Annotated in this window: 22 protein-coding genes, 1 tRNA gene and 1 other RNA gene; 8 read left to right on the top strand and 16 right to left on the bottom strand. The window is 68.8% G+C overall.

Annotated features, from left to right (window positions below; genetic code table 11):
• Positions 1-63 precede the first annotated feature (63 nt).
• Positions 64-831 (bottom strand): pentapeptide repeat-containing protein, encoded by a 768-nt coding sequence (locus tag B3G12_RS09020; protein ID WP_290499957.1) that lies wholly within the window; start codon positions 829-831, stop codon positions 64-66.
• 88 nt (positions 832-919) lie between these two features.
• Positions 920-2,293, bottom strand: a complete 1,374-nt coding sequence (locus B3G12_RS09025) for a CitMHS family transporter (RefSeq protein WP_290499959.1) — start codon at positions 2,291-2,293, stop codon at positions 920-922.
• A 187-nt stretch (positions 2,294-2,480) separates the two neighbouring features.
• Here B3G12_RS09025 and B3G12_RS09030 point away from each other — a divergent pair, with 187 nt between their 5' ends.
• Together B3G12_RS09030 and B3G12_RS09035 are read left to right on the top strand one after the other, a co-directional pair.
• Positions 2,481-4,208, top strand: coding sequence for a sensor histidine kinase (locus tag B3G12_RS09030; RefSeq protein ID WP_290499961.1), 1,728 nt, complete (start codon positions 2,481-2,483; stop codon positions 4,206-4,208).
• Positions 4,205-4,861 (top strand): response regulator, encoded by a 657-nt coding sequence (locus tag B3G12_RS09035; protein ID WP_290499963.1) that lies wholly within the window; start codon positions 4,205-4,207, stop codon positions 4,859-4,861. The genes B3G12_RS09030 and B3G12_RS09035 overlap by 4 nt, the downstream gene beginning before the upstream one ends.
• Before the next feature lie 48 nt (positions 4,862-4,909).
• On the opposite strand, the gene B3G12_RS09040 is transcribed toward B3G12_RS09035, so the two are convergent.
• From B3G12_RS09040 to B3G12_RS09075, 8 genes are all read right to left on the bottom strand, one after another.
• A complete protein-coding gene (locus B3G12_RS09040) occupies positions 4,910-5,269 on the bottom strand; it encodes a Rieske 2Fe-2S domain-containing protein (RefSeq protein WP_290499964.1) in 360 nt (119 codons plus the stop codon).
• On the bottom strand, positions 5,266-6,204 hold the full coding sequence (locus B3G12_RS09045) for a 3-methyladenine DNA glycosylase (RefSeq protein WP_414672745.1): 939 nt from the start codon (positions 6,202-6,204) through the stop codon (positions 5,266-5,268). Before B3G12_RS09045 ends, B3G12_RS09040 begins: the two co-directional genes overlap by 4 nt.
• Entirely contained in the window at positions 6,197-6,850 is a 654-nt protein-coding gene (locus B3G12_RS09050) for a MarR family transcriptional regulator (protein ID WP_344205701.1), read from the bottom strand. The genes B3G12_RS09045 and B3G12_RS09050 overlap by 8 nt, the downstream gene beginning before the upstream one ends.
• A 15-nt stretch (positions 6,851-6,865) precedes the next feature.
• Positions 6,866-8,152 (bottom strand): aspartate kinase, encoded by a 1,287-nt coding sequence (locus tag B3G12_RS09055; RefSeq protein WP_145012030.1) that lies wholly within the window; start codon positions 8,150-8,152, stop codon positions 6,866-6,868.
• Positions 8,153-8,303: 151 nt separating this feature from the next.
• Positions 8,304-8,909: a recombination mediator RecR gene (recR, locus tag B3G12_RS09060; protein ID WP_290499965.1), complete on the bottom strand. Its 606-nt coding sequence runs from the start codon at positions 8,907-8,909 to the stop codon at positions 8,304-8,306.
• Positions 8,910-9,196: 287 nt separating this feature from the next.
• Positions 9,197-12,847 (bottom strand): DNA polymerase III subunit gamma and tau, encoded by a 3,651-nt coding sequence (locus B3G12_RS09065; protein ID WP_290499967.1) that lies wholly within the window; start codon positions 12,845-12,847, stop codon positions 9,197-9,199.
• A gap of 64 nt (positions 12,848-12,911) precedes the next feature.
• Positions 12,912-13,008, bottom strand: an RNA gene (gene ffs, locus B3G12_RS09070) — signal recognition particle sRNA small type.
• Between the two features lie 12 nt (positions 13,009-13,020).
• Positions 13,021-14,085, bottom strand: coding sequence for a LacI family DNA-binding transcriptional regulator (locus B3G12_RS09075; protein WP_144941153.1), 1,065 nt, complete (start codon positions 14,083-14,085; stop codon positions 13,021-13,023).
• 372 nt (positions 14,086-14,457) lie between these two features.
• On the opposite strand from B3G12_RS09075, the gene B3G12_RS09080 reads away from it, so the two are divergent.
• From B3G12_RS09080 to B3G12_RS09100, 5 genes are all read left to right on the top strand, one after another.
• A complete protein-coding gene (locus B3G12_RS09080; RefSeq protein WP_131332238.1) occupies positions 14,458-15,624 on the top strand; it encodes an ABC transporter ATP-binding protein in 1,167 nt (388 codons plus the stop codon).
• A gap of 143 nt (positions 15,625-15,767) precedes the next feature.
• Positions 15,768-16,919, top strand: coding sequence for a sugar ABC transporter substrate-binding protein (locus tag B3G12_RS09085; protein ID WP_290499971.1), 1,152 nt, complete (start codon positions 15,768-15,770; stop codon positions 16,917-16,919).
• Positions 16,916-18,547 (top strand): ABC transporter permease subunit, encoded by a 1,632-nt coding sequence (locus B3G12_RS09090; protein WP_222128291.1) that lies wholly within the window; start codon positions 16,916-16,918, stop codon positions 18,545-18,547. The genes B3G12_RS09085 and B3G12_RS09090 overlap by 4 nt, the downstream gene beginning before the upstream one ends.
• Positions 18,548-18,647: 100 nt before the next feature.
• Positions 18,648-19,463, top strand: coding sequence for a sugar ABC transporter permease (locus tag B3G12_RS09095; RefSeq protein ID WP_167318016.1), 816 nt, complete (start codon positions 18,648-18,650; stop codon positions 19,461-19,463).
• 130 nt (positions 19,464-19,593) lie between these two features.
• Positions 19,594-19,678 (top strand) — tRNA-Ser (locus B3G12_RS09100).
• 204 nt (positions 19,679-19,882) lie between these two features.
• Here B3G12_RS09100 and B3G12_RS09105 read toward each other — a convergent pair.
• The 3 genes from B3G12_RS09105 to B3G12_RS09115 all read right to left on the bottom strand — a co-directional run bounded on the left by B3G12_RS09105 (position 19,883) and on the right by B3G12_RS09115 (position 22,269).
• Entirely contained in the window at positions 19,883-20,275 is a 393-nt protein-coding gene (locus B3G12_RS09105; protein WP_144941147.1) for a hypothetical protein, read from the bottom strand.
• Between the two features lie 170 nt (positions 20,276-20,445).
• A complete protein-coding gene (locus B3G12_RS09110; RefSeq protein WP_290499975.1) occupies positions 20,446-20,817 on the bottom strand; it encodes a hypothetical protein in 372 nt (123 codons plus the stop codon).
• A 63-nt stretch (positions 20,818-20,880) separates the two neighbouring features.
• Entirely contained in the window at positions 20,881-22,269 is a 1,389-nt protein-coding gene (locus B3G12_RS09115; protein ID WP_290499976.1) for an ExeM/NucH family extracellular endonuclease, read from the bottom strand.
• Positions 22,270-22,338: 69 nt separating this feature from the next.
• Here B3G12_RS09115 and B3G12_RS09120 point away from each other — a divergent pair, with 69 nt between their 5' ends.
• Positions 22,339-22,827: a GNAT family N-acetyltransferase gene (locus B3G12_RS09120; RefSeq protein ID WP_290500091.1), complete on the top strand. Its 489-nt coding sequence runs from the start codon at positions 22,339-22,341 to the stop codon at positions 22,825-22,827.
• Positions 22,828-22,830: 3 nt separating this feature from the next.
• Here the strand turns inward: B3G12_RS09120 and B3G12_RS09125 are convergent, their stop codons facing one another.
• The 3 genes from B3G12_RS09125 to B3G12_RS09135 all read right to left on the bottom strand — a co-directional run bounded on the left by B3G12_RS09125 (position 22,831) and on the right by B3G12_RS09135 (position 25,039).
• Complete coding sequence (locus tag B3G12_RS09125; protein ID WP_290499978.1) at positions 22,831-23,700, bottom strand: IS5 family transposase; 870 nt, start codon at positions 23,698-23,700, stop codon at positions 22,831-22,833.
• A 60-nt stretch (positions 23,701-23,760) separates the two neighbouring features.
• Positions 23,761-24,315, bottom strand: a complete 555-nt coding sequence (locus tag B3G12_RS09130) for a hypothetical protein (protein ID WP_290499980.1) — start codon at positions 24,313-24,315, stop codon at positions 23,761-23,763.
• Between the two features lie 400 nt (positions 24,316-24,715).
• Entirely contained in the window at positions 24,716-25,039 is a 324-nt protein-coding gene (locus B3G12_RS09135) for a hypothetical protein (protein WP_186367244.1), read from the bottom strand.
• Positions 25,040-25,047: the final 8 nt, after the last annotated feature.

Below are 25,047 nucleotides of genomic sequence, written 5' to 3' on the forward strand. Positions count from 1 at the left end.
CCAAAGCCCGTGAGGGGGATGACGGTAGCCGCTCTGTACTGCCCAGGGGCGGCTTCGACGGTGTCAGCGGACGTCGATGCCCAGGTGCCGGGCGAGCGCCGGGGCCAGTGCCATGAGCTGCTGCTCGTCGAGCACCGTGCCGCGCAGCGCGGCGAGCCCGTCCACGCGGGTGAACTCCAGCCCGCGCAGGTCCACGGCGTCGAACTGGGCGAAGCGCACGTCCAGCGTCTCGGCGCGGCAGTCGCGGAAGGCCACGCGGGTGGCGCGGGCGTTGACGAGGTCCACGTCCCGGAACGAGCAGTTCTCGAAGACCACGTCCTGCAGCGTGGTGTCCCGCAGGTTGAGGAAGTCGATCTTGCACCCGGTGACGAGCACCGAGCGCCAGTCGCCGCCGTGCAGCACCGCCGCCCCGATCCGCGAGTCCCGCACCGACGCGGTGCACCACGAGGACTCCGGCGCGGCGAGGGAGGGCTCGCTGATCTCTGCCAGTTCGGTGTCGTGGATCCGTGCGCCCTTGAGGTTCGCGCCGTCCAGCTCTGCACCCTGCAGGGTGCAGTCCAGCAGGGTGAGGCCGTGGAGGTCGCGGTCCGCCCATGCGGCGGCGCGGATCATGAGGCCCTCCAGGCTCTCCTCGGCGTACACGTCCCCGCAGAAGGTCTCGACGGTGCGCGGTCGGCACAGGGCCAGGCGTGGCTCCGTGCGCGCGGCCGCGCGGGAGGAGGCTGCGTCCTCAGAGCCCCGCCGCGAGGTGCCGGGCGAGGAGCCGGGTGCCGCGGAACCGGCGGCGCGAGCCGTGTCGCGACGTCGGGCGGAAGGAGTGGCGGGGCTCATGATGGGCAAATCTACCGGCACCCTCCGGCACGGAGAACGGGCCCACCCCGTGGAGGTGGACCCGCTGGCCGAGGGTGGTGCGACGTCGTCAGCCGATGGCCACCGCGCCCACCAGGACGCCCACCACGAGCATGACCAGCGAGACCACCAGGGCGCGCCAGAGCACCTTCTTGTGGTGGTCGCCCAGCTGCACGCCCGCCAGGGAGACGAGCAGCAGGATCGCGGGGACCAGCGGGGACTGCATGTGCACGGGCTGGCCCGTGATGGAGGCGCGGGCCATGTCCACGGCGGGGATCCCGTAGTGCGCGCCGGTCTCCGTGAGCACCGGCAGGACGCCGAAGTAAAAGGCGTCATTGCTCATGAAGAACGTGGCCGGGATGCTGATGAGCCCGGTCAGCACGGCCATGTACGGACCCATGCTGGAGGGGATCACGGCCACGAGCCACTGGGACATGGCGTCCACCATGCCGGTGCCGGAGAGGATGCCGGTGAGGACAGCGGCGGCCATCACCATGGAGACCACGGCGATGATCGAGGAGGAGTGGGAGACCACCATCTTGGCCTGGTCCGTCATCCTGGGAAAGTTCACCAGCAGGGCGATCGCGCTGCCCACCATGAACAGGTAGGGCAGGGGGACCACGTCCACCACGAGCAGGACCATGATGGCCACGGTGAGCACCAGGTTGAACCAGAACAGCTTGGGACGCAGGGACTCGCGATTCGGGTCCAGGGCGGTGTCGGTGAGGCCCATGTTCACGGGCGCGGGTGAGCCTGTGGCAACCGCGGTACCCGCGCTGCCGGAGCCCGCGCCCACGGTGGTACCGGCGCCCCAGCGGGCGGGGTCGGCCACGGCCAGGCGGCGTCGTTCGGAGCGCCCGAGCATCACGGCGAAGACGAAGATGACCACGAGACCCGCGCCGAGGGAGGGGAGCATGGGCAGGAAGATGTCCGTGGCCTCGACCTTCAGGGCGGCCGAGGCGCGCGCGGTGGGTCCGCCCCACGGGACGATGTTCAGCGCGCCGTTGGTCAGGCCGGCCACGCACGTGAGCACCACGGGACTCAGGCCCAGGCGCTGGTAGACCGGCAGCATGGCCGCGGTGACCACGATGTAGGTGGTGGAGCCGTCCCCGTCCAGTGAGACCAGGGCCGTGAGGATCATGGTTCCCACCACCACCTTGGCGGGGTCGTGGCCGGTGGCGCGCACGATCAGGTTCACGAGCTTGTCGAAGAGTCCCACGTCGATCATCAGCCCGAAGTAGATGATCGCGAACATCAGCAGGGCGGCGGTGGAGGACATGTCCTTGACCGAGTCCATGACCATGTCGCCGAGGCCCAAACCCGCGCCCGTGAGGAGGCCGAACACCGTGGGGACGATGATTAGGGCGAGCAGGGGTGTGAGGCGTTTGCTCATGATGAGCCCCATGAAGGTGGCGATCATCAGGAACCCGAGTACGACGAGCATGGGCGTCTCCTGGGGGGTGTGGGTGGACGACGGCGTGTGGGCCGGAGCCAAAGATGGCGTGTGCTGCATCACACGCTAGGGGCGGGAGGGCTCGTGGGAGCCGTTGTGCTCATTGCCGCTGAATGTGCTCGTTGCGCTGTTTGTGCGCATTGTGCTCAGGAGGTGTTCCGAGACCTAGGATGATCCCATGACCACCGGACGCACCCCCGCGGGAACGTTCACCACCCGCATGCTGGTGGTGCTGTTCGGGATCGTGGCCGGAATCGTCGTGCTGTGTCTCGCCGCGGTGCTCGTGCTGAGCGTGGAGCGGGTGTACGACCAGGCGGAGCGGGAGGCACTGGGGATCGGGCGCACACTCGCCGCCGACCCCGCCGTCGTCGACGCCGCACGGGAGAGTTCCGGGGCCACCTCCCTGGACGCAGCGACTCTCGCGGACGGGCCCGTGCAGCAGCGTGCGGAAGCGGTGCGCCAGCGCACCGGGGCGCTGTTCGTGGTGGTGACCAACGACCACGGTCTGCGTCTCTCCCACCCGGACACCGCCGAGCTCGGCCAGGAGGTCAGCACGTCCCCGGACGCACTGGGCGGGCGGGAGTCCGTCTCTCGCGAGGCCGGAACGCTCGGCGAGTCCGTGCGCGCGAAGGTGCCCGTGCGGGACGGCCAGCGCGTGGTCGGTGAGGTCAGCGTGGGCGTTCCCGTCTCGGCCGTGACCGGGCAGGTGCGCCAGGCGGCCGTGTCCATCGCGATCATCGCCGTGCTCGCCATGGCGCTCGCCGCGGGCGCCGCGGCGCTGCTTGTGCGGTGGCTGCGCCGCACCACCCTGGGACTCGAGCCGGAGGAGATGGCGCAGCTCGTGCGGGACCAGGAAGCGGTGCTCTACGGCGTGGAGGACGGCGTGATCGGCATCGGTCCGGACGGGCGGATCAGCATTCGCAACAAGGCGGCGCGCATGATGCTCGACCTCCCACGGCGCTCCGAGGCCGCGGACGTGGTGGGCAGGCCGTACACGCAGGCAGGATTCGACGACGCCCTCACCCAGGCCATCACCGGGCAGCGTTCCGGGGAGGGTGCCGAGGCGTCGATCATCCGCCTGGACACCTCCCACCGCTCCATCCGCGCCCAGGTGCAGGGCGTGCACCGGGACGGCGTGGACCTCGGCCAGGTGGTGCTGCTGCGGGACCTCACCGCCGTGGAGGACCTACGCAGCCGGCTCTCCGCCATGCGCGCGATCACCGATGCCCTGCGCGCCCAGCGCCACGAGTTCGCCAACCGGCTGCACACCATCTCCGGGCTGCTCGCCAACGGGGAGAACGAGCACGCCCGGACCTACGTCGCGCAGATCATGGCCTCCGGGCCCGTACGGGATCCCGTTGCGAACATCTCCGCAGTGACGGACCCGTTCCTGCGCGCGTTCATCGGCGCCAAGGGGGTCCAGTCCCACGAGCGCGGCGTCGACCTGCGGGTGGGGCCGGAGACGGTGCTGGAGGGCCAGCTCGTGGAGGCGCAGGACGTGACGGCGATCCTGGGCAACCTGATCGACAACGCTCTGACAGCGGTCATCGAGGCGCCCGAGGGGCCCGCCGTTTCGGCGGCGGCCGGGGACAGCGGGCGCTGGGTGGAGGTGGACCTCATCGGGGAGGGCTCCACGCTCCACCTCGCGGTGGCGGACTCCGGCGCGGGCGTGGCACTCGGGCTGGACATCTTCGCCTCCGGGGTCAGCACGCGCGAGGAGCCGGGCCTGGACGTCCACGGCCACGGGGTGGGGCTCAGCCTCTCCCGGCGGCTGGCCCGCACGATGGGCGGGGACGTGTGGCTCGCGGACCCCGGCGGGGCGGAGGAGGGGCAGGGCGCGGTCTTCGTCGCGCGGCTGCCGGGCGTGCTGGCAGTGGGAACGGACACGGAGCAGGGGGACTCATGAGCGACTTCAGGGTGCTGGTGATCGACGACGACTTCCACGTGGCCGCGCTGCACGTGGGCTACGTGGACGCCGTCCCGGGGTTCACGGCGCTGCCCCCGGTGCACGACCTGCGGGCCGTGAGCAGGGCGGTGGCCGAGACGTCGCCGGACCTCATGCTCGTGGACATGTACTTCCCGCAGGGCTCCGGGCTGGACGTGCTGCGCGCCGTGGACGTGGACGCCTTCGTGCTCTCGGCCGCCTCCGAGCGGGCCACCGTCACGGCGGCGTTTCGGCGTGGCGCGCTCGCCTACCTGCTCAAGCCCTTCGAGCCCGAGGTGCTGATGTCGAAGCTGCGCAGCTACGCCCGCTACCGCCGCCAGCTGGACGCCCCCGGGCCCCTGGACCAGGCGGTGATCGACCGGGCCCGGCGTGCGATGACGGGTGCGGAGGAGGCGCCCTCTGGGCCGAGCGCGTCCGCCACGGAGAGCTCGGTGCTGGCCGCCGTGGTGGAGGGCGGTGAGGTCACGGTGATGGACGTGGCCCGGGCCGTGGGGATCTCCCGGGCCACCGCCCATCGCTACCTTTCGGCCATGGTCCAGCGCAGTGAAGTGCGCCTGGAGCTGCGCTACGGCAGCCGCGGCCGCCCCGAGCACCGGTACGTGCACGTGGCCTGACGCGCCGGACCGGCAGCGCCCTCGACGCTCACCGCTGTGTTTCGACAGTCACAGCTGCACCTCGACGCCGCCGCCCACCTCCCGGCACGGGTGTCCCGCGAGGTCCTTGGCAGGGTCCCGCGGCGCGGTGCGTCCGGCGGCCAGGGCCAGGCGCGAGCCCTCGAATGTCCCCGCGAGGTCGAAGACCCAGAAGTGGTTGGGGCACTCCAGGTGGTCCTCCCCGGAGCTCGCAGTCCGGCACACGGTGGCGCCCTGGTGGGGGCACTCGTTCGTGAGGGCGCGCAGCCGTCCACCCCCGTCCCTGGTGAGCACCAGTTCCCGCCCGGCCACGCGCACCGGCACCGCGCTGAGCGGTTCCGCGAGCGCCCGGGCGACCGCGGCGGCGTCGGGAACCTCGTGCCAGCTCACGCCGCGACCGCCAGCAGCCGGTCCGTGGCGGCCACCAGCCGGGGGCGCAGCGCGGCACCGCGCACGGCGAAGGCACGCTGCCGGCGCACGTACTCTGCCTTGCCCTCCGCGGTCTCGATCCGCACGGGCTCCACGCCCCAGTCCTGGAGGTCGTAGGGGGAGGCCGCCATGTCCGTGGCGCGGACGTCCCACGCGAGCTCGAAGCAGTCGGCCAGCAGGTCCGAGTCCACGGCCGGCAGCAGCTTGTACGCCCACTTGTAGAGGTCCATGGTGGCGTGCAGGCAGCCGGGCTGTTCCATCCTGCGCTGCGTCTCGCGGGTGGGCTGCAGCTGGTTGCGCTCCACCGCCTGCGGCTGGAAGAAGCGGAACGCGTCGTAGTGGGAGCAGCGGATCCTGTGGGTCTCCACCACCTCGTCCGTGCCCTCGGCTCCCAGCCGCAGGGGTGCGTCCTCGTGGCGCACCCCGTTGCTCTCGGCCCGGTACGCCATGGCCCACTCGTGCAGCCCGAAGCAGTCGAAGGTCGCGGGGTTGGCTGCTGTTCTGCCGAGCAGCTCGCGGGTGAACCGCACCGCCGTCTCGCGCTTGGCGAGGAAGGCCTCGGCCGCCACGACGACGCCGCTCGCGCCCTCGGGCGCGCCCGCCGCCGTCAGCTCCGCGGACGTGGCGGCACGGTAGAACGTCCACTCCTCGCGCTCCGGGGCGTCCAGGAGGACCACCCCGGGGCCCGGGTGCCAGCGCGTGAACTGGCCGGGGGAGAGTGTGTAGTAGGTGAAGAGGAAGTCCTCCACCGGGTGCTTCTCCCCGCGGAACCGCCGGTCCAGGAAGGGCTGGGTCCACGGCCTCACGCGCGCCTCGTGCGCCTCTGCACGGCGGGTCCACTCCTCGCGGGGCATGCACGTGAGCAGGTTGGCTGCGCCTGAGGTGGGCTCAGGCATCGCCGAGGTCCCGGGCGCTGGTGATGAGCCGGTGCATCTGCTCGTTGAGGGCGTGCACCTGGTCCGGGCCGATGTTCAGCCGCTGCATCATGCGCAGCGGGACCTCCCGTGCCCGCTCCCGCAGGGCCGTGCCCTCCGGGGTGAGGGCAACGGCCAGTGCGCGCTCGTTGTGGGGATCGCGCTCGCGCGTCACGTACCCCCGGGCCTCGAGCCGTTTGAGCAGCGGCGAGATGGTGGCGGAGTCCTGGTTCAGCTGCTCCGCGAGGTCCTTCACCGTGCGCGGGGCGGAGCCCCACAGCGCGAGCATCACCAGGTACTGGGGGTGCGTGAGCCCCAGCGGTTCCAGGACCGGGCGGTAGCTCTGCACCACCGTGCGCGAGGCCACCGACAGCGAGAAGCACAGCTGGTTGGCCAGGGCCAGCGGGTCCTCGACGGCGCCCTGCTCCGGTTCCGGGCGCGCGTCTGGTGCCCGAGCGGCGTCGGGCCCCGCGGCGGCGTCACTCCCCGGGGCTGTCACGGGCCCTGGGGCGGTCTCGTGCGCCGGGGCACCAGCGGGGCCTCGCACGGCGTCGGCCCCCGGGGTGCCAGGGGCGCCCGTGCTCTCGGGGATGCCGGAGGTCGCGCGGTCGGAGGTGTCAGAGGCCATGGGTGGAAGCCCGGGTCAGCGTCCCGTGCCGCCGTAGACCGTGGCGGTCTCGTCCGAGTCCAGGCCGAAGGCGGTGTGGACGGCTCGCACGGCGTCGTCGAGCCTGTCCACGCCGGTGACGATCGAGATGCGCACCTCGGAGGTGGAGATCATGTCCACGTTGACGTTCGCGTCCGCCAGGGCCTCGAAGAACGTGAACGCCACGCCCGTGTTGGTCTTCATGCCCGCGCCCACCAGGGAGAGCTTGCCCACCTCGCTGTTGTAGTCCAGGCGGGTGTAGCCGATCTTCTCCTCGGCGGCGCGTAGCAGGTTCATGGCCAGCTCACCCTGGGACTCGTCCAGGGTGAAGGACACGTCCGTGAGGGGGTGCTCGCCCGTGGAGACGTTCTGCACGATCATGTCCACGTTGACCTTGGAGTCCGCCAGCAGGCGGAAGATCCGGGAGGCGATGCCCGGGTGATCCGGCGCTCCGACGATCGTGATCTTGGCCTGGCTGCGATCATGCGCGAGACCGGCGATCAACGGCTGTTCCAAGGGAATCTCCTTCTGGGGCGTGGGCATCTCATCGGGGCTGGGAATCACCCAGGTGCCCTGGTTGTGGGTGAAGGACGAGCGGACGTGCAGCCGCACGCCGAAACGGCGGGCGTACTCCACGCAGCGCAGGTGCAGGATCTTGGCGCCGTTGGCCGCGAGCTCGAGCATCTCCTCGGAGGAGACCTGGTCCAGCTTCCTGGCGGAGGGCACGATGCGCGGGTCCGCGGAGTAGACCCCGTCCACGTCCGAGTAGATCTCGCACACGTCCGCGTCCAGCGCGGCGGCCAGAGCCACGGCGGTGGTGTCCGAACCGCCACGGCCGAGCGTGGTGATGTCCTTGGAGGTGCGGTTCATGCCCTGGAAGCCGGCGATGATGGCCACGTTGCCGGCCTCGAGCGCCTCGCTCACGCGCAGCGGGCTGACCTCCACGAGCTTCGCGGCACCGTGGGCGCCGTCCGTGATCATCCCGGCCTGGGAGCCGGTGAACGACTGCGCGGGAACGCCCAGGGCCGAGATGGCCATGGCCAGCAGCGCCATGGAGATCCGCTCCCCGGAGGTCAGCAGCATGTCCAACTCGCGGGCCGGTGGCTTGCGGGCGACCTCGTTGGCGAGGTCCAGCAGGTCGTCCGTGGTGTCGCCCATGGCGGAGACCACGACCACCACCTGGTGTCCGGCGTTCCGGGTCTCGGCGACCCGCCGGGCGACCCGGCGCACGCCGTCGGCATCGGCGACGGACGAACCGCCGTACTTCTGGACTATGAGGCTCATGCATTCCTCTCACGGGCAGGCACGCATCCCGACGGGCGGGTGGTGACGGGGATCAGTGCCCATGCTATCGGCTCACCCGCCGCGGCCCCGAGCCGGTGGGACGGCGCAGGTCACACACGTCGGCGGTGACTTCCGGGCCCGACGCCGCGTGTCAGCCGGCCTCGGAGACCACCGTTCTTCCCTCGAACGCGCGGCCCAGCGTGACCTCGTCCGCGTACTCGAGGTCACCGCCCACGGGCAGCCCCGACGCCAGGCGTGTGACGCGGATGCCGAGGGTCTTCAGCAGCCGGGAGAGGTAGGTGGCGGTCGCCTCGCCCTCCAGGTTGGGGTCCGTGGCCAGGACGATCTCCTGGACCGCCTCGTCCGACAGGCGGGTCATCAGCTCACGGATGCGCAGCTGGTCCGGCCCCACGCCCTGCAGCGGGGAGATGGCGCCGCCGAGCACGTGGTAGAGGCCCCGGTAGCTGCGGGTGCGTTCGATGGCCATGACGTCCTTGGACTCCTCGACCACGCAGATCACGCTGCGGTCCCGGCGGGCGTCACGACAGATGGCGCACTCCTCCTGCTCGGTGACGTTGCCGCAGATCACGCAGAAGGACACGGAGGTCTTCACCGTGGTGATTGCGTCCACGAGCTGCTGGACCTCATCCTTGTCCGCGTCCAGCAGGTGGAACGCGATGCGCTGGGCGGACTTCGGGCCCACGCCGGGCAGCCTGCCCAGCTCGTCGATCAGGTCTTGAACCGGTCCTTCGTACACCCTGCTCCTTCAGTAGTCTGCGGTGCGGGAGTCGCCCGCTCGATGACGCCGCCCCGTTCGCTCGCCCCAGGCTCTGCGCTCCGGGATCCGGGCTCCGCGTGCTGGATCGTGGAATTTGTGCTGTGTGCCCTGTGCCCTGTGCCCTGTGCCCCGTGCGCGGGTGCAACTTGTCTGCTCCGGAGGGCCGGACCACGTCCTGTCCCCGGGCTGGCGCGCTCCGGGGACAGGACCGGGATCCCATCCCGCTGCGGCCTGTGCGCTCGGCACACGGGGACGGGGCGCACGGTTCACTGGTTCGCGTCGTGTGCTCGTTCGTCGATCAGCATGCCACCCAGGATCCGCTCGATCGCGGCCCGACCGTACAGGGATGAGTCCTCGAGGGACTCGTCGTCCGCACCGGGGACGAAGTTCTCGTCCTCGACGCCGCTGCCGGAACCCTCGCCGCGCTGTCGGCCGTGGTGGTCCGCAGCCCCGGGGTTGGTGCCACCTGCCGCGGCGATCGCGGCCGCGTGGCGTTCGCGCCAGCTGGGGCGGCTCCCCGGGGGTCTGACCTGCGAGCCCGCAGATGCCGTATCGCCACCCTGGTTGCCGTTGCCGTTGCCGTTGCCGTTGCTGGGGCCGGTGCCCCGTCCAATGCCGGTGGCACCGGGGCTGCGGCTGTCACTGTCACTGCCTTCGCCGGTGCCAGGAGCGTCGTTCATTCCGGGGCGGGGGGAAGGGCCAGCGCCGGAGCCCGACCCTGCGCCGCCAACACCGGTGCTCGCCGATACCTGGGCTCCGGATCCGGGGGCCGCCGCCTGATCTGCTGCCGAGGTGCCCCGGTGCGGGACCGGTCGTGTCCGACTGAGCGGGGCGTCGTACATGTCCGCGGGCGGCTCGTCCTCCGGGGGAGGCGGGGTTTCGTCCGGGCTCCAGTACTCTGGCCCGCGGTCCGCGTGACGATCTGTCCCGCGCGATGACTGAGGCGAGGACTGGTGCGGGAATCCGGAGGAGGAAGAATCCACGGGCTGACCGGTCCGAGACGAGGCTCCGGTCGCGGCAGAGCCCCCGGGCTGAGACCATCCTCCGGACCGTTGCGAGGACTCGGACTGGGATGACGGTGGGGCCGACGACATCGGACCGGGCACGGACGTCCCCGGCGCTGCCAGCCCGGGGTCCTCGGTTACCGCCTCTGCGGACTCTCCCTCAGCCGGCTCCCCCGCAGGGGATCCCGGCACGTCCGGCTGTGCGGCCACCGCGGGGGGATCTGTGGGATCCCCGTGGTCAGAAGGTTCCGAGCCGACAGCGTTGGGCGTGATGGCCGCACTCCGCTCGGGCCCACCGCGCTCCCGCCGGGGGCGCTCCGACGTGGAATCTTCGCCCCCCGGGGGGCCGGACGTAGCCGCAGCGTCAGCAGCGTCAGCAGCGTGGGCCACGTCGGGCGCGTCGGAGGTGGCGCCGGGGCCCGTGCTCGGCGTCGTGGTGGAACCCGGCTGCGGGATGGCGGCGACGGACCAGGACGTGACGGGCTCGTCGTCCTCCGCGGGAGCGGTGGCGGTCCGCGACGGAGCGGTGTCCCGATTCTGCGGGCTACGGCGGCGGTTGACACCGAATCCCTCGGGCTCGCGGAAGTAGTCGGGCTGATCGCGGGAGCCTCCGCCGGTGGGTGCCCGTGCGGCCGGCACTCCTCCTGACGGGCCGCGGCCACGCGAGGAACCCTGAGTGCCGGATGGACTCTGCCCGTTCGGCCGGTTGGGGGACCCGTTCGACCCGCCGGGGGCGGTGGTTGGACGGGGGCCCGGGTCTCCGGGTTCCTGGCTCCGGGAGCGGCCCTGTGTGTCTCCGGGGCGCACGGCTTCCACGGCGCAGTCCAGGCCCACGACGGTCTGGATGGCGGTGCGGACGTCCGCCTCGAAGCGGGGGAAGTTGAGGATGTCGCCGTCGCCCTCGAACGCGATCCGCAGCGTGCCGTTCTCGTACGAGATGGGTGTCCCGCGCACGGTGATGGCCCAGGCGACACGACGGATCTCCGCCAGGGCGGAGACGATCTCGGGCCACGAGGAGCGCAGCAGCTCGAGCTCCCCGCTGGTGACGTCGCTTGGCGCGCTCTGCTCGTCTGGAACCTGCGGCGGCTGCGGGGCGGCCTCCCGGGAGGCGGTGCGCTCGGAGACGTCGTCCGTGGTGGAGGCACCGACGGGTGCCGACGTGCTGGACGTGGACCTGTCGGATGCGGGGGCGCCGGTCGAGGGTGTGGCGGGTGCGTCGTCCTGGGGGCGCGCAGTGCCGGGTCCGGAGCCCGAGTCCGACGGCGCGGCGGGTGCGTGCGGCTGCGCTGGACGGGACGGCCCCTCCTGCGCCCCGGAACCGGAGCGCGAGGACGGCTGCGAGACGTCGACGGTGCCATCGGCCGGGGGATGCTGCGCCTGGGGTCCGCGGGCCTGCTCCGGCACGGGCTCACCCGCCGCGGGGTGGGCGCTGCCCTCCGTCTCCTCGGACTCGTCCTGCGGGTCGGTGGGCTCCTGGGCATCCGGGGTCTGCTCAGTGGGCCGTCCCTCGGCCGAGCCGTTCCCGCCCGCGCCGGCCGGTGCTGAGCCGTCCGGGGCAACCGGCAGCGAGGGCCCGTCCTGCTCTTCGCGGCGTGGCTGCTCGACGACCGGCGAGGAGGTCCCGGGGACCGCTGTCACCGTGGGAGGGGGCGCGGCCGCAGCGGGTTCCGGCGCTGCAGATTCGGGCGCCGCGGTCCCGGCGGACGACGACGCCGTGTGCCCCGTTCCCTGCCGGATCCCGGCTCCGCGCGGAATGCTCAGGCGCCGCTCCAGCCGGTCCACGCGGGAGGTGATGCCGCGCGTGGTGTGGTCCGCGGCGGGCAGCAGGATCCGCGCGCACAGCAGCTCCAGGTGCAGCTGCGGGGAGGTGGCGCCCGTCATCTCGTTGAGCGCCTCGTTGATGATGTCCGCGGACCGGGACAGCTCCGCCGCGCCCAGCTGGGTGCTCTGGTTGCGCAGCCGGTTGATCTGGTCCGTGGGCATGCCATGCAGGATGTTGTCCGCGGAGTCCGGGACCGCGTTGACCACCACGAGGTCCCGGAAGCGCTCGAGGAGGTCCTCCACGAAGCGGCGGGGGTCCTGGCCCGTCTGGATCACCCGGTCCACGGAGGAGAAGACCGTGGCGGCGTCCCCGGCGGCGAAGGCATCCACGACGTCGTCGAGCAGCGCGGCGTGGGTGTAGCCGAGCAGGGCGACGGCGAGGTCGTAGCTGATCCCGCGCTCGTCCGAGCCCGCCATGAGCTGGTCCAGCACCGAGAGCGAGTCGCGCACGGACCCGCCGCCGGCGCGGACCACCAGGGAGAGCACACCCGGCTCGGTGCTGACGCCCTCCTCCTGGCACAGCTGCTCCAGGTAGCGCATGAGCGGCTCGGGCGGCACCAGCCGGAAGGGGTAGTGGTGTGTGCGGGAGCGGATGGTGGTGAGCACCTTGGAGGGCTCGGTGGTGGCGAAGATGAACTTCACGTGCTCCGGAGGTTCCTCCACGATCTTCAGCAGGGCGTTGAAGCCCTCGCGCGTGACCATGTGGGCCTCGTCGATGATGAAGATCTTGTAGCGGTCCCGCACGGGCGCGAAGGTGGCGCGTTCGCGCAGGTCACGCGCGTGGTCCACGCCGCCGTGGGAGGCGGCGTCCATCTCGATGACGTCCAGGGAGCCGGCGCCGTCCCGGGCGAGGTCCCTGCAGGACTCGCAGCGCCCGCACGGCGTGGCGGTGGGCCCCTCCGCGCAGTTGAGGCAGCGGGCCAGGATGCGCGCGGACGTGGTCTTGCCGCAGCCGCGGGGGCCCGAGAAGAGGTAGGCGTGGTTGACCCTGTTCTTGCGCAGCGCGGTCATCAGGGGCTCGGTCACGTGCTCCTGACCGATGACGTCCTCGAAGGTCTCCGGGCGGTAGCGGCGGTACAGGGCGGTAGTCACACCGAAGACTCTAGCGGGGGTCTCAGACGCCCTCAGCGGGCCCGCGAGCATGGGGAGCCAGGAACGTGAAGACCCCCCGTGCACCCGCCAGAGCCCATATACCCTTGCTGCCTTCCGGCCCTGGGGGAGTTTTACGAGATGGCGCCACACGAGGGGCTGCCCCATACTTTAGCTCAAGCCGGCGAGGAGTTCGAACCGAGCGGTGCCGTCGAGGATCGTGCGATGAAGTGGGCCCGATGCAGTTCGTGGCCGGCGGTGACCGGTTCCCCGGCTAACTGGCGCAGGAGCAGCTGCGCGGCGCGGGTGCCCTGATGGTGGGCTTGCTGGTCGATGGTGGTCAGCCCGAAGGCCTCACCAAGGGGATGGGCGTCGATGCCGATCACGGACAGATCCCGGGGGATCTCGAGGCCCAGGTCCCTCGCTGCGAGAATGGCGCCGGCCGCCATTTCGTCCGTCGCGGCGAATACGGCGGTGGGCCGTTGCTCTGGCTCAGCGAGCAGATTCTTAACCTGCTGATAGGCGCCCAGGAACGTGAAGTCCGAGACGAGTTGGTCCCTCTCGTGGATCGGCAGTCCCGCAGTTGACATCGCTCGTTCGAAACCGCGGCGTCGATCACTGGACATGGGGAAGGAACGGCCGGCCTCGGGGGGCCCTCCGATGAAGGCGATACGGCAATGTCCCAACTGGATCAGGTGATTGGTCGCGCGCAGTCCCGCATTCAGATCGTCCACGCTGATCGTGGGGGCACCCTCGAGGGAGCCCCCGATTCCTACCAGCGGAATGCCGGCGGATAACAACTGTTCGGTCTCTCCGGGTGTCAATCGCAGCGAGACCACGGCGGCCGCGTCCAGCCGTTTGCGGAGCAGGAAATCGGTGAGCACGCTCTCGCGGAAGTTCTCGCCCTGCAAGTTGTACAGGGCGGCGTCGTACCCGGCTGCTGTCAGTGTGCTCGCGATGCCGTCGAGGACCGTGGCGAAGAACCAGCGATCCACGTAGGGCAGGACGACGCCGATGTTCCGGCTGCGCCCGCTCGCGAGACTCGATGCGTGGTAGGACGCCACGAACCCGAGTTCTTTGGCTGCGGCCTCGATGCGGCGTTTCGTCCCCGGGGAGACGGGCCCCCGGCCCGTGAGCGCGCGTGAGACGGTGGCCGTGGACATCCCCACCTTGGAGGCCACGTCCTTCAAGCGGGGTGGCCCCTGCGGCCGACGCGTTGCCGACAGTTCTCGGGCGATCATGGGCGTGCCTCCGCATCAAGGGGTGGGTACCAGCGTGATCCCGCACAGAACACGTGGCGGGGCGGTGGATGAGCTGCGATGCGGGCCGCCACCGCCGCATGCGCCAATTATGGCCCGAAACCTTCCACGGCGGACCGGCCTCCGGCCAACCCGTGCTCCCTCTCCTCTGCGGGTCTCACCCCATTTCTGGAAACGCTTGCTCCTTCCTTCCGACATGTCAACGCAACAAAGTGCCGATCCTGCCTCCCACTGATGGAATCGCTTACACTAGTGAGGTCCATCACTATCGCATGGTGGTGGTGGCGCCCGGCAGTCTCCTCGTGACATGTCGGAATTTCCCCGTGACGGGGACTCTGAAAGGAAGCTCAGCCCATGGCCGCCGTGACCTTCGACCACATCACCTGTCAGTACCCGGGAGCCGAGCGCCCCTCCGTGACCGATCTGAACCTCGACATCGCCGACGGGGAGTTCCTGGTCCTGGTCGGCCCTTCCGGGTGTGGCAAATCGACGACCCTGCGCATGCTGGCCGGACTCGAGGAGGTCACGGACGGCACGATCCTGATCGGCGACCGTGATGTCACGGATGTCCCGTCCCGTGATCGGGACATCGCCATGGTCTTCCAGAACTACGCCCTCTATCCACACATGACGGTGGCGGAGAACATGGGCTTCGCGCTCAAGATCGCCAAGGTCAATCCCGAGGAACGGCGTCGGCGGGTCGAAGAGGCCGCGAAGATCTTGGACCTGACGCAGTATCTCGATCGCAAACCGAAAGCCCTCTCCGGCGGCCAGCGGCAGCGCGTCGCCATGGGACGCGCGATCGTCCGTTCACCGCAGGTGTTTCTCATGGACGAGCCACTGTCCAACTTGGATGCCAAGCTGCGTGTCCAGACGCGGACCCAGATCGCGTCCCTGACCCGTCGGCTGGGTGTGACCACGGTGTACGTGACCCACGATCAGGTGGAGGCCATGACCATGGGTGACCGGGTGGCTGTGCTCAAGGACGGGGTGCTCATGCAAGTGGACACCCCTCGCAACCTGTACGACCGACCGAACAGCGAATTCGTGGCGGGCTTCATCGGGTCCCCGGCCATGAACCTGTTCCGAGCCCCGGTTTCCGCCGGTCATGTGGAGTTGGGCACGCTTTCTCTGCAGTTGTCCTCCGCCCAGCAGGAGGCGGTGACCGATCATCAGGTCACCGTCGGAATCCGCCCGGAGGACCTGTCACCCGCAGCGGAAGGGACGGGGGTCCCGATCACGGTGGAGGTCGTTGAGGAACTCGGCGCCGATGCATACGTGTACGGCCAACTCGCCCCGCTGACAGCCGCCACGTCGGTGGTACGGGTGGATCCGTCCGCACACGCCGCGGACCACTCCATCGATTCCGAGGAGGAAGGGGCCGATGGGGGCGCCAGCCCCATCGTGGTTCGGACGGACGGCCGCACGCCGCCGAGCGCCGGGAGCACCCTGTGGGTCGCTCCCGATCCCGAGCGCATCCACCTTTTCGATGCCGCGACCGGAAACCGGTTGCCCTCGTGAGCCCCGTGCGACCCGGTGGGCGTGCCGGACGACGGACCCGAACGAGAGATGAGGACAAGCCCATGAGACGCACGCGGTGGGCAGCCGCTCTGGCTGGTTGCGCTCTGCTACTGGCCGGGTGTTCGAGCGTACCCACAACAGGGGTGGCGGGGCTGGGCGGAGGGCCGGGGGAGGTCACCATCCAGGCCGGTGACGACGAGATCCCCGCGCTGCGTGAGATCGCGCAGGAATACACGGCCGACACGGGTGTGAACGTCCGGTTCATCGAGCGCGAGATCAACGCCCAGGCCATCTCGAACTTCATCTCCCAGAGCCCCACGGGTCAAGCTCCGGACATCATCGTGTCACCGCACGACAACCTCGGACAGTTGGCGGCCAACGGGGTGGTCGCCCCCGTGGAGCTGGGGGACCGGGGTGAGGAATTCACGAAGAACGCGCGGGACGCCGTCGTCTACAACGGAGTCAGCTACGGGGTGCCCTACGCCGTGGAAAGCGTGGCCCTGGTGCGCAACAATGCCTTGACCACTGATGATCCCGCGACCTTCGACGAACTGCGCGCCGAGGGCCATCGGCTCATGGACGAACGCGGCATCAAATACCCCTTCACGGTGAGCCAGTCACCCGATGCCGGGGATCCCTATCACCTCTACCCCCTTCAGACCTCGTTCGGTGTGGAAGTGTTCCAGCGGGGCGCGGACGGTGAGTACTCGAACGAGCTGGCCATGGGTGGACAAAATGGTCACGAGTTCGCCCGCTACCTGGCGGAGCTGGGGCGCAGCGGTGACCTCAGGACGTCCATGACACCGGACATCGCAAAAGAGTCCTTCATCTCCGGGCAATCCGCCTTCCACATCGCGGGCCCGTGGGAGCTCGGCGACATCGAAGCCGCGGGCATGGACGTGACCGTTCTTCCCGTCCCGTCCGCGGGTGGGAAGGAAGCACGCCCGTTCGCCGGAGTCCAGGCGTTCTTCGTCAATGCGAACGCGGCGAATCCCGTGGCCGCGCAGGACTTCGCGACCAACTACCTGACACGCTCGGAATCACAGACTGCGCTCTACAAGAGCACGGGGCGGCCACCGGCCAGCAAAGTGGCCATTGACGGTATGCAGGGTGACCCGCTGCGTTCCGCCTACGCAGAGATCGCCACCAAGGCACTACCCATGCCCACCATCCCCGCGATGGGCGCAGTGTGGTCCTTCTGGGGAACCACCGAGAACGGAATCGTCAACGGCAACGGGGACCCGATCGAGCTGTGGGATCGCATGATCGCCAATATCGAAGGACAGATCCAATGAGCACGACCCCCGCCCGTCCAGTGATCTCTCCGACGGAGAGGGACTCAGCAGGTGACGGCCGGCCGGAGTCACCTCCGAGCATCCGGCATTCCCACTCGCGCGGCTTCGGCATGGGGTTCGTGATCAAGCTCGTGCTCATGGCCTTGATCAACGCCTTCGGGCTGCTCGGCATCCTGTCCGCATGGGCGGCCGAGAGCTGGGGCATCCTGGTGTTCCTGCTCCTGGCCCTGATCGCGGCGGACCTCGTGTACTTCCTACCGACCCGCAGGATGCTCCCGGCTAAGTACCTCTATCCCGGGCTGATCTTCCTACTGGTCTTCCAGATCTTCGTGGTCCTCTATACCGCGGCTACCGCGTTCACCAATTACGGTGATGGTCACAATTCCACGAAACAAGCGGCCGTCAATCAGCTGACCCGTACGTACGAACAGCGGGTGGCGGGTGGTCAGGAATATCCGGTCTCGGTGCTCAATGCGGACGGTGACCTGGCTTTGGCGACCGTGCAGGACGGCCGGGTTCTCGTCGGCTCCGCACACCAGGCGCTCAGCCCGGTCGAGGGTGCGACCGTGACGAACGGTGCCATCGATGCGGTCCCCGGTTACGACATCCTCGATTACGGGCAGGTCACCGCGGCGCACGAAGCGGTCATGGACCTGCGAGTCCCGGTCTCCGATGATCCGGCCGTGGGCGCGCTGCGCACCGATGACGGCCGCACTGCGTATCCCTATACGCCCACGTTGGTCTACGACGAGCAGGCCAATGCCATGGTCTCGGACGACGGGACCGTGTACGCGGATAACGGGCAGGGAGCCTTCGTCGGCCCGGCGGGAGAAGAGCTGCGTCCCGGGTGGCGGGTTTTCGTGGGGCTGGACAACTTCGCGGCCATTTTCGATCCCGGGATCCTCGGTGGGCCGTTCGTCTCCGTCACCCTCTGGACCTTCGCTTTCGCGATCCTCTCGGTAGCCCTGACGTTCTTCCTCGGTCTGCTTCTGGCCATGCTGTTCAACGACAAGAACCTCAAGTTCCGTAACGTCTACCGGGCCATCATCTTCCTGCCTTACGCGTTTCCCGCATTCCTCTCCATCCTGATCTGGGCGGGGTTACTAAACGCTGATTTCGGTTACATCAACCAGGTGCTGCTGGGCGGGACGAACATCCCTTGGTTGGACAATCCGTGGCTGGCCAAGGTCTCGCTGTTGCTGGTAAACCTGTGGTTGGGGTTCCCCTACATGTTTTTGGTAACTACCGGCGCGCTCCAGTCCATCCCGTCGGAACTCTATGAATCCGCGGACATGGACGGTGCGGGAGCCGTCCAGAAGTTCCGCTCGATCACTCTGCCGATGCTCATGGTGGCTGTGGGGCCCCTTCTGATCGCTTCCTTCGCCATGAACTTCAACAATTTCAATGTCATCTATCTGCTCACCGGCGGCGGGCCCCAGGACTTAGAATCCACGACGGGAGTGGGGGCCACGGACATCCTGATCTCGTTCGTCTACAAGATCGCCTTCGCCGGCGGTGCCAACGACTACGGAGTTGCCTCCGCGCTGTCGATCCTCATCTTCATCATGGTGGCGGTGGTCTCGGCACTGACCTTCCGCCGTAGCAGGGCACTCGAGGAGATCAACTGACATGTCCACATCACGAGTCTCGAACGTCGCCTCCAGGAAGCCAGGGTCCCGGTCACGGCTCAGTGTCGGACAACGGTTCGCCCGTGGGGGATGGAAACACGTGGCCGCAGTCATCGCGTGCGTCTTCGCCCTGTTCCCCCTGGTCTACGCGCTATCGGCCTCGTTGTCGCCCACGGGGTCCTTGTTGGGATCCAATGACCTCTTCGCGGAGATCACCGGCGCCAACTACCGAAACCTTCTTAACGATCCACAGAACCCGTTCTTGACATGGTTCGGAAACTCCATGTTGATCTCGTCCATCACGGCTGTGGGCACGGTTCTCATGGGCGCGGCAGCTGCATACGCCTTCTCCCGGTTCAGGTTTAGGTTCCGCAGGGGCGGTCTGATGTCCCTGTTGATCATTCAGATGTTCCCGCAGTTGCTGGCCTTTGTGGCAATCTTCTTGTTGCTCTTCAGTATTTCCGAGGTGTATCCGTTCCTGGGGCTCAATTCCCGCATGGGTCTGGTCGCGGTCTACCTGGGGGGCGCGTTGGGGGCGAACACCTTCTTGATGTACGGCTTCTTTAACACCATTCCGCGTGACCTGGACGAAGCCGCGACACTGGACGGCGCGTCACACTCGCAGATCTACTGGACGATCATCCTTCCCCTGGTCACACCCATCCTCGTGGTCGTGGGCATGCTGTCGTTCATCGCGTCCTTCTCGGACTTCCTGTTGGCTCAAATCGTGTTGCAGGACCCGCAGAAGTACACCTTGGCCGTGGGCTTGTACCAATTCGTCTCCGTACAGTTCGGTGAGAACTGGGGAGTGTTCACCGCCGGCGCCATCCTGTCGGCGATCCCCGTGGTGCTGCTGTTCCTTTTCCTGCAGCGCTACATCGTCTCTGGTCTCACCGGAGGGGCCGTCAAGGGGTAACTCGAAGGGTGACGACGTCGCTCGGCCAGGCATGTCCGGGCCGCCCACCGTCCCGATTCGCGTCCGCCCGCCCAGTTTTGTTATGCTGATGGCCGCACGTTGCCCACGTCTGTGGTGCACGTGCTTGCTTGGAGGATTCGCCTAGCGGCCTATGGCGCACGCCTGGAACGCGTGTTGGGTTAACGCCCTCGGGGGTTCAAATCCCCCATCCTCCGCGCTGTGATCGACGAAATGCGCCCCGTGTCAGTACGGGGCGCATTTCTCATTCGTGAACGCCGGCGCGTGGGCGTGGGCCCTGCGTCGAACCTCGTGTCGAATTCCTCATGGAGTAAAAGCAGCCTCACGTGCGCCAGGCTGCTTTTACTCCACTTAATTTTCACCAGCGGAAGGGGTGGGAAGGTGGCCCCCCACCCGAGGCGTCAGCGCTTCGGCGTGAACGACGTGGAGCACGTCCACGTGGTCTTGCCCGAGGTGGCGACGACGTCCACGACCACCTTGCGGTTCAGGGTGGCCCGGCCGATCGAGTAGGTCGTCACGGCGGTGCCCTTGGTTGAGGCGACCGCGGTCTTCTTGGTCGTGGTGGTCTTGTACTTGGCCGTGGTGGTGACGTTGGCGCGTGCGCCCACCTGGGAGACCTTCACGGAGGTCTTGGTGTACTGGCGGGGCTGCGTCACGGACATGCTGGCCTTGCACGGCTTGACCACGGCGGCCTCCGCCGGTGCGGAGGAGCCCACGGCAACGGTGCCGGAGGCGAGGAACAATGCGATGAGCCCGGTCGTGACAGAGCGGCGGACGGAGGTTGCGGCGGACATGCGCGGATCCTTCGTTAAGGGTGAGGAACCTCGTGGCGGGCGTGTGATGGCAGCTCCGCCGGCCCGTGCGGTACTCACCGATCAAGGGGGTGAGCACATCATAGGAACAGGAATGACCCCTGAGTAATATCCGCCGAATAATTACGATCGCACATGTCTGCGCGGAGCCGTCACCGGTTCGCGAGACCCTGGCACTGGTTGGTCAGCCCGGTCATCTTGCCCTCGACCCCTTGAATGGGGTTGTTGCCGTTCTCGAAGTTGTGCAGCACCTGCTCCATGCCGCGCAGGTTACCGCTGAGCTCCTGCGGTGCCGCCGAGCGCAGCTGCGCCACGGCCTCGCGGGCACCCGCGGGATCGTTGCTCACATCGCCCGGCATGTTGGCCCGGAACGCGTCGATGTGCTGGCCCGTCTCGGCCGTCGTGAGCGAGCCAGTCACCGCGGCCATCCCGCCGAAGGGGTCGCTGCTGTCCGCGGAGTTCCCCGATCCACCCGTGGCGGCCGGGGAGTCCCGCGCCTCCGAGGTCGCGGGGGCTGGCAGCATGACGCCGCCCAGCCGCGTTCGTGCGCAACGGGCCGGGCAGCGTCGTCGTACCGGGGGGTAGGGCTACTTCGTGCCCGCCCGGAACCCGGCGATGAACGGGTCGTGGTCGGAGGAGGCGACCTCGTTCGGGACGTAGTAGTCCAGGGCCGTGGTGCGGTACTGGGCGTACTGCAGCAAGGGCGACTGGCCCGAGTTGATGTTCCACGCGGCCGCGCCGGTCATGCGCTTGGCGAGCGACGGCGAGATCAGCATGTGGTCGAGCGAACCCACCTGGCCCCCGAACACGTACGTGTAGTCGTCCTCGGCGGCCCGTGCGTACCCGGCGCGGTAGAACTCCTGCAGGGGGTCCTCCTGCGCGTACGAGTTGAAGTCGCCGAGCACGGCCACGTCCTGGGAGCCCGCGGCGGCCGTGAGTTCGGGGATCCAGTCGACGACGGCGCTCGCCTGCGCCACGCGCGACGTGTTCCAGGCACCCTGGCCGTCACCGGTGTCCCGGTTGGGACCGGTGCGGGGAGCGGAGCCCTTGGACTTGAAGTGGTTGACCACCACCGTGGTGGGTGCTGCGCCGTGCTTGCCGCCGCCCTTGGTCGCGGTGAACGTGGCCGCGATCGGGGTGCGCGCGTTCTCGAAGGCGCCGCCGGCCACGGCCTCGGAGCCGAGGGCCCGGGCCTGACCCACCTGCGTGACCTCGCGGGGCTGGTAGACGATCGCGTTGGTGATGAAGTCCTGCTCTGCGACCGGCTGCAGCTCGGAATCCGCCACGGGGACGTAGGCCCACTTGGTGTAGCCGGCCGCCTTGTTCAGTGCCTTGACCAGGGAGGCGAGCGCCTCGTCCTTGGGCTCGCCGAGCTTCGCGGAGTTCTCGACCTCCATGAGCCCGACCACGGAGGCATCCACCTTATTGATCACCGAGACCGTCTTGGCCTGCTGGCGCTCGAAGTCCGCGCGGTCGTAGGCCCCGCGCGCGTCACAGCCCTGCGCCACGTTGTACGTGCCGTCCGTGGAGTAGTTCCCGCCGCGGCAGCCCTTGTCCTGCCCCACGGTGGTGAAGTAGTTCAGCACGTTGAAAGACGCGATTCGCACCTGTCCACCCACCCCCGGCTTGGGGTCCGCCGAGCCGGAGAACCGGGCCGGTTCCTTGCCCGGGACCATCGGGGTGGTGGGCTGCAGGCGCCACTTGTCGAAGCGGTAGTCCACGATCACCGGGGCGGTGATCCGCGCGGTGTCGCCCACGGCCACGGGGTTCTCGGGGGTCAGGTACGGGACCTGGCGGGGTTCCTGGGTGGGCGAGGCAGCGAAGCCCCGGTTGGTGCCGTCATCCAGAGTGACCGAGATGGCGTCGTTGCGCTGCGCCTGGGCGCGGGCCTCGGGGCTGTTCGGGCGAGCGACCTGCGTGGGCTGGGCGGGCAGCTCTTTGCCCGCGGACAGGCCCAGTTCACCGTAGCGGCCCACCCCGTAGGGCGTGTTGCTAAATGCTCGTTCAGCTACGGTCTTCGTGTGCTCGATACATCCAGACTCCGAATGAGGCGGCCTCGTGAAGCTGACGTCGATGCGGTCCTCGCCTATAGGTCGAGACCGGACGTGGCTCAGTACCTGAGCGCTGGAACGTGGACTCGGGAGCACACCGTGAGTGAGCTCTCCCTGTACGCTGCAGCGCGGTTCGACGGCCCCGGCGACGAGCTGGTTCTGGTTGTCGAGCTTCTTGAGACAGGCGAAGTTGTCGGAGAGGTCGGGCTCGTCTGGCTTCACGATGACAGCGCCGAGATTGGTTACGTGTTCAATCCCCGTTTCGGTGGGAAGGGCCTGGCAACTGAAGCTGTGGGCGCTCTCCTGGCTGCTGCCCTCAGCGACTGGGGCTTCGTTCAAGTGGTAGCTAAGACGGACGCCGCCAACGAATCTTCGCGTGCGCTTTGCGAGCGGCTTGGCATGAATCTGGTCGCGACGACGCTCACAACGGACGGGCGAGGCGTCGAGGAATCTGCCTACGCTGTGTCGGCATCGGCAAACTGAAGATCAGTTCGGAGAAGAAGAGCTGGGTCTCTCGGCCCACAGCAGGGTCGCGGCGAGGCAGAGGGCTGCGTGGTAGTTACGGGCGGTCTTGTCGGAGCGCATCGCGATGCCCCGCCACTGTTTCAGCCGGTTGAAACACCGCTCGACGACGTTCCGGCCCTTGTAGTCGTCCGCGTCGAACACAATGGGCCGGCCCGGACGCTTTCGGCGATGTGCGATTTGGTCGTTGCGCTCAGGGATCGTCGTCTTGACGTCCCGTGCCCGCAGCCATGCGCGGCTGGCCTTCGATGGGTATCCCTTGTCGGCGCGCAACCGGTCCGGCCGAAGTCGTGGACGTCCCGCGGTCAGGACGCGGATCTGGTTCATCGTCGCCGGCAACATGATGGTGTCGGCGACCTGGCCGCCGGTTACGACGAACCCGAGTGGTCGGCCTCTGCCGTCGCAAACGAGATGTGTCTTCGTCGTGAGCCCGCCGCGCGACCGGCCGATCGCATGATCCGACGGCTCAGCGGTGGACTTGTTGTAGTTCGAAGTGCCCTTTTTAGCCCGTGGCAGTGTCGCTCCATGCTGATGCACGCGTGCGATTGTGGAATCGATTGACGCCACCCAGTCGATGTCCCCATTGCGCTCGACTACGCCTTGCACGTGTTCGAGAACACGCGCCCAAAGGCCGTCCTTCGCCCATCGGTCAAAGTTGCGGTAGATCGTGTTCCAGTTTCCGAACCGCTCCGGCAGGTCTCGCCACGGAGCGCCCGTCCGGAACCGCCACACCACCGCTTCCACGATGACCCGACGATCGACTGGCGGGCGTCCTCTCGTTTTTGCAGGCGGGAACAGCGGACCGATGACAGACCACGTTTCGTCAGAGATCACGTCACGCGACACAATCCAAGGATGACCGAACGGTTCCGGCCGGCCGTTTAGCAACACGACCTAGGTGTCCGCCACCCGGAAGTTCTCCCGGGGCTGGTACACCATGGACTCCAGGTTCTCCCGGTAGGAGGCGGTGGAGGCCCAGTCGGTGGTGACGGGCTTGACCGGTGCCACCTTCTTGACGACCTTCTTGACGCTCACGGTCCCCGAGAGCTGCGTGAGGCCCTGGTACTCGCCGGCGGTGCCGGTGACCTGCACGGCATCGCCCCTCTGCACGGTCACGGGAGCCTGCCCGGTGTGGACGAACAGCCCGGTGGAGGCGGTGGTCCCAGTGATCGTGCCCCCGGATCCCGGCGTCTGGATCACGAACCCGCCGAGGGACCCGGGTCCTGGCGGGTACACCGCGGTGACCACCGCGGGTTCCGTGGTGACGGTCTGGCCCGCCAGGGGAGTGCTCTGCCCGGTGCCCTGGATGGTGGCGATGCTCGTGGTGCTCGGCGCGGCGATGGCGGGGGTGGCACCGAGTCCCGTGGTGAGCAGCGCGGCGCTGAGCGAGATGGCCAGCGCGCCTCGGCGCACTGCGTCGGCGGGGGCGGAGGGGTGGGGTGTGGGCACGGTGATCTCCTGGGCGGGGGCTGTGAAAGGGGGGTCTGAGTGGGGTGAACGGTCGCGGGGGATCGACCGGTGCTCTTGGTTCAGCACTGCTGCCAGTGAGCGTAAGGACAGCACAAGACCAGGTCGTGACGGGACAGTGAATTCCCCGTGAGGTGCGTCACCCAGCCCCCAGCCCGGGTGTTCGAGGTGACGGAGGCGTTCCACGGCGTCACCCAGGACTGGACCCCCTACTTCGACGCGGAGCGGTTCGTCCAGCTCTACCTCGACGAGCGGGCACCACCACCGGCCGGATCGGTCACCGGACGGGAGCGGCGAGCATGCGGGCCCGGTGGCCGGGCCAACCCGGTGACCGGGCCGCCGGAAGCCCCGATCCCGGCAGCTGGGCACCAGCGGGAGCAGGTCAGCGCTTGCCGGGAACATCCATGTCCACCCAGACGAGGTGGTGGTCGGTGGCCAGGGCGGGGTCGCTCGTGAGCCCCGAACCGGGTTCGCCGAGCTTCGGCCAGAACACTCCGCTCCGGCGCACGGACAGGTGGTGGTCACGGAATGCCTCGGCGGCCCTGCCGCCCGGCACGTGGTCGAACTCGTGGACCAGCACCACGTCCGGCGCGTTGATCTGGATGACCTCCGCGATGTTCTGCGCCTGCTCGTTGCCCGGCGTGCTGAGATCGCGGAGCAGCTGCCCCTCTGCGCCGCGGTTCAGGGACGCGTTGCACGTGGCCACACGCAACG

The sequence above is a fragment of the Kocuria sp. UBA5001 genome (assembly GCF_002398425.1).
Lineage (GTDB): Bacteria > Actinomycetota > Actinomycetes > Actinomycetales > Micrococcaceae > Kocuria > Kocuria salsicia.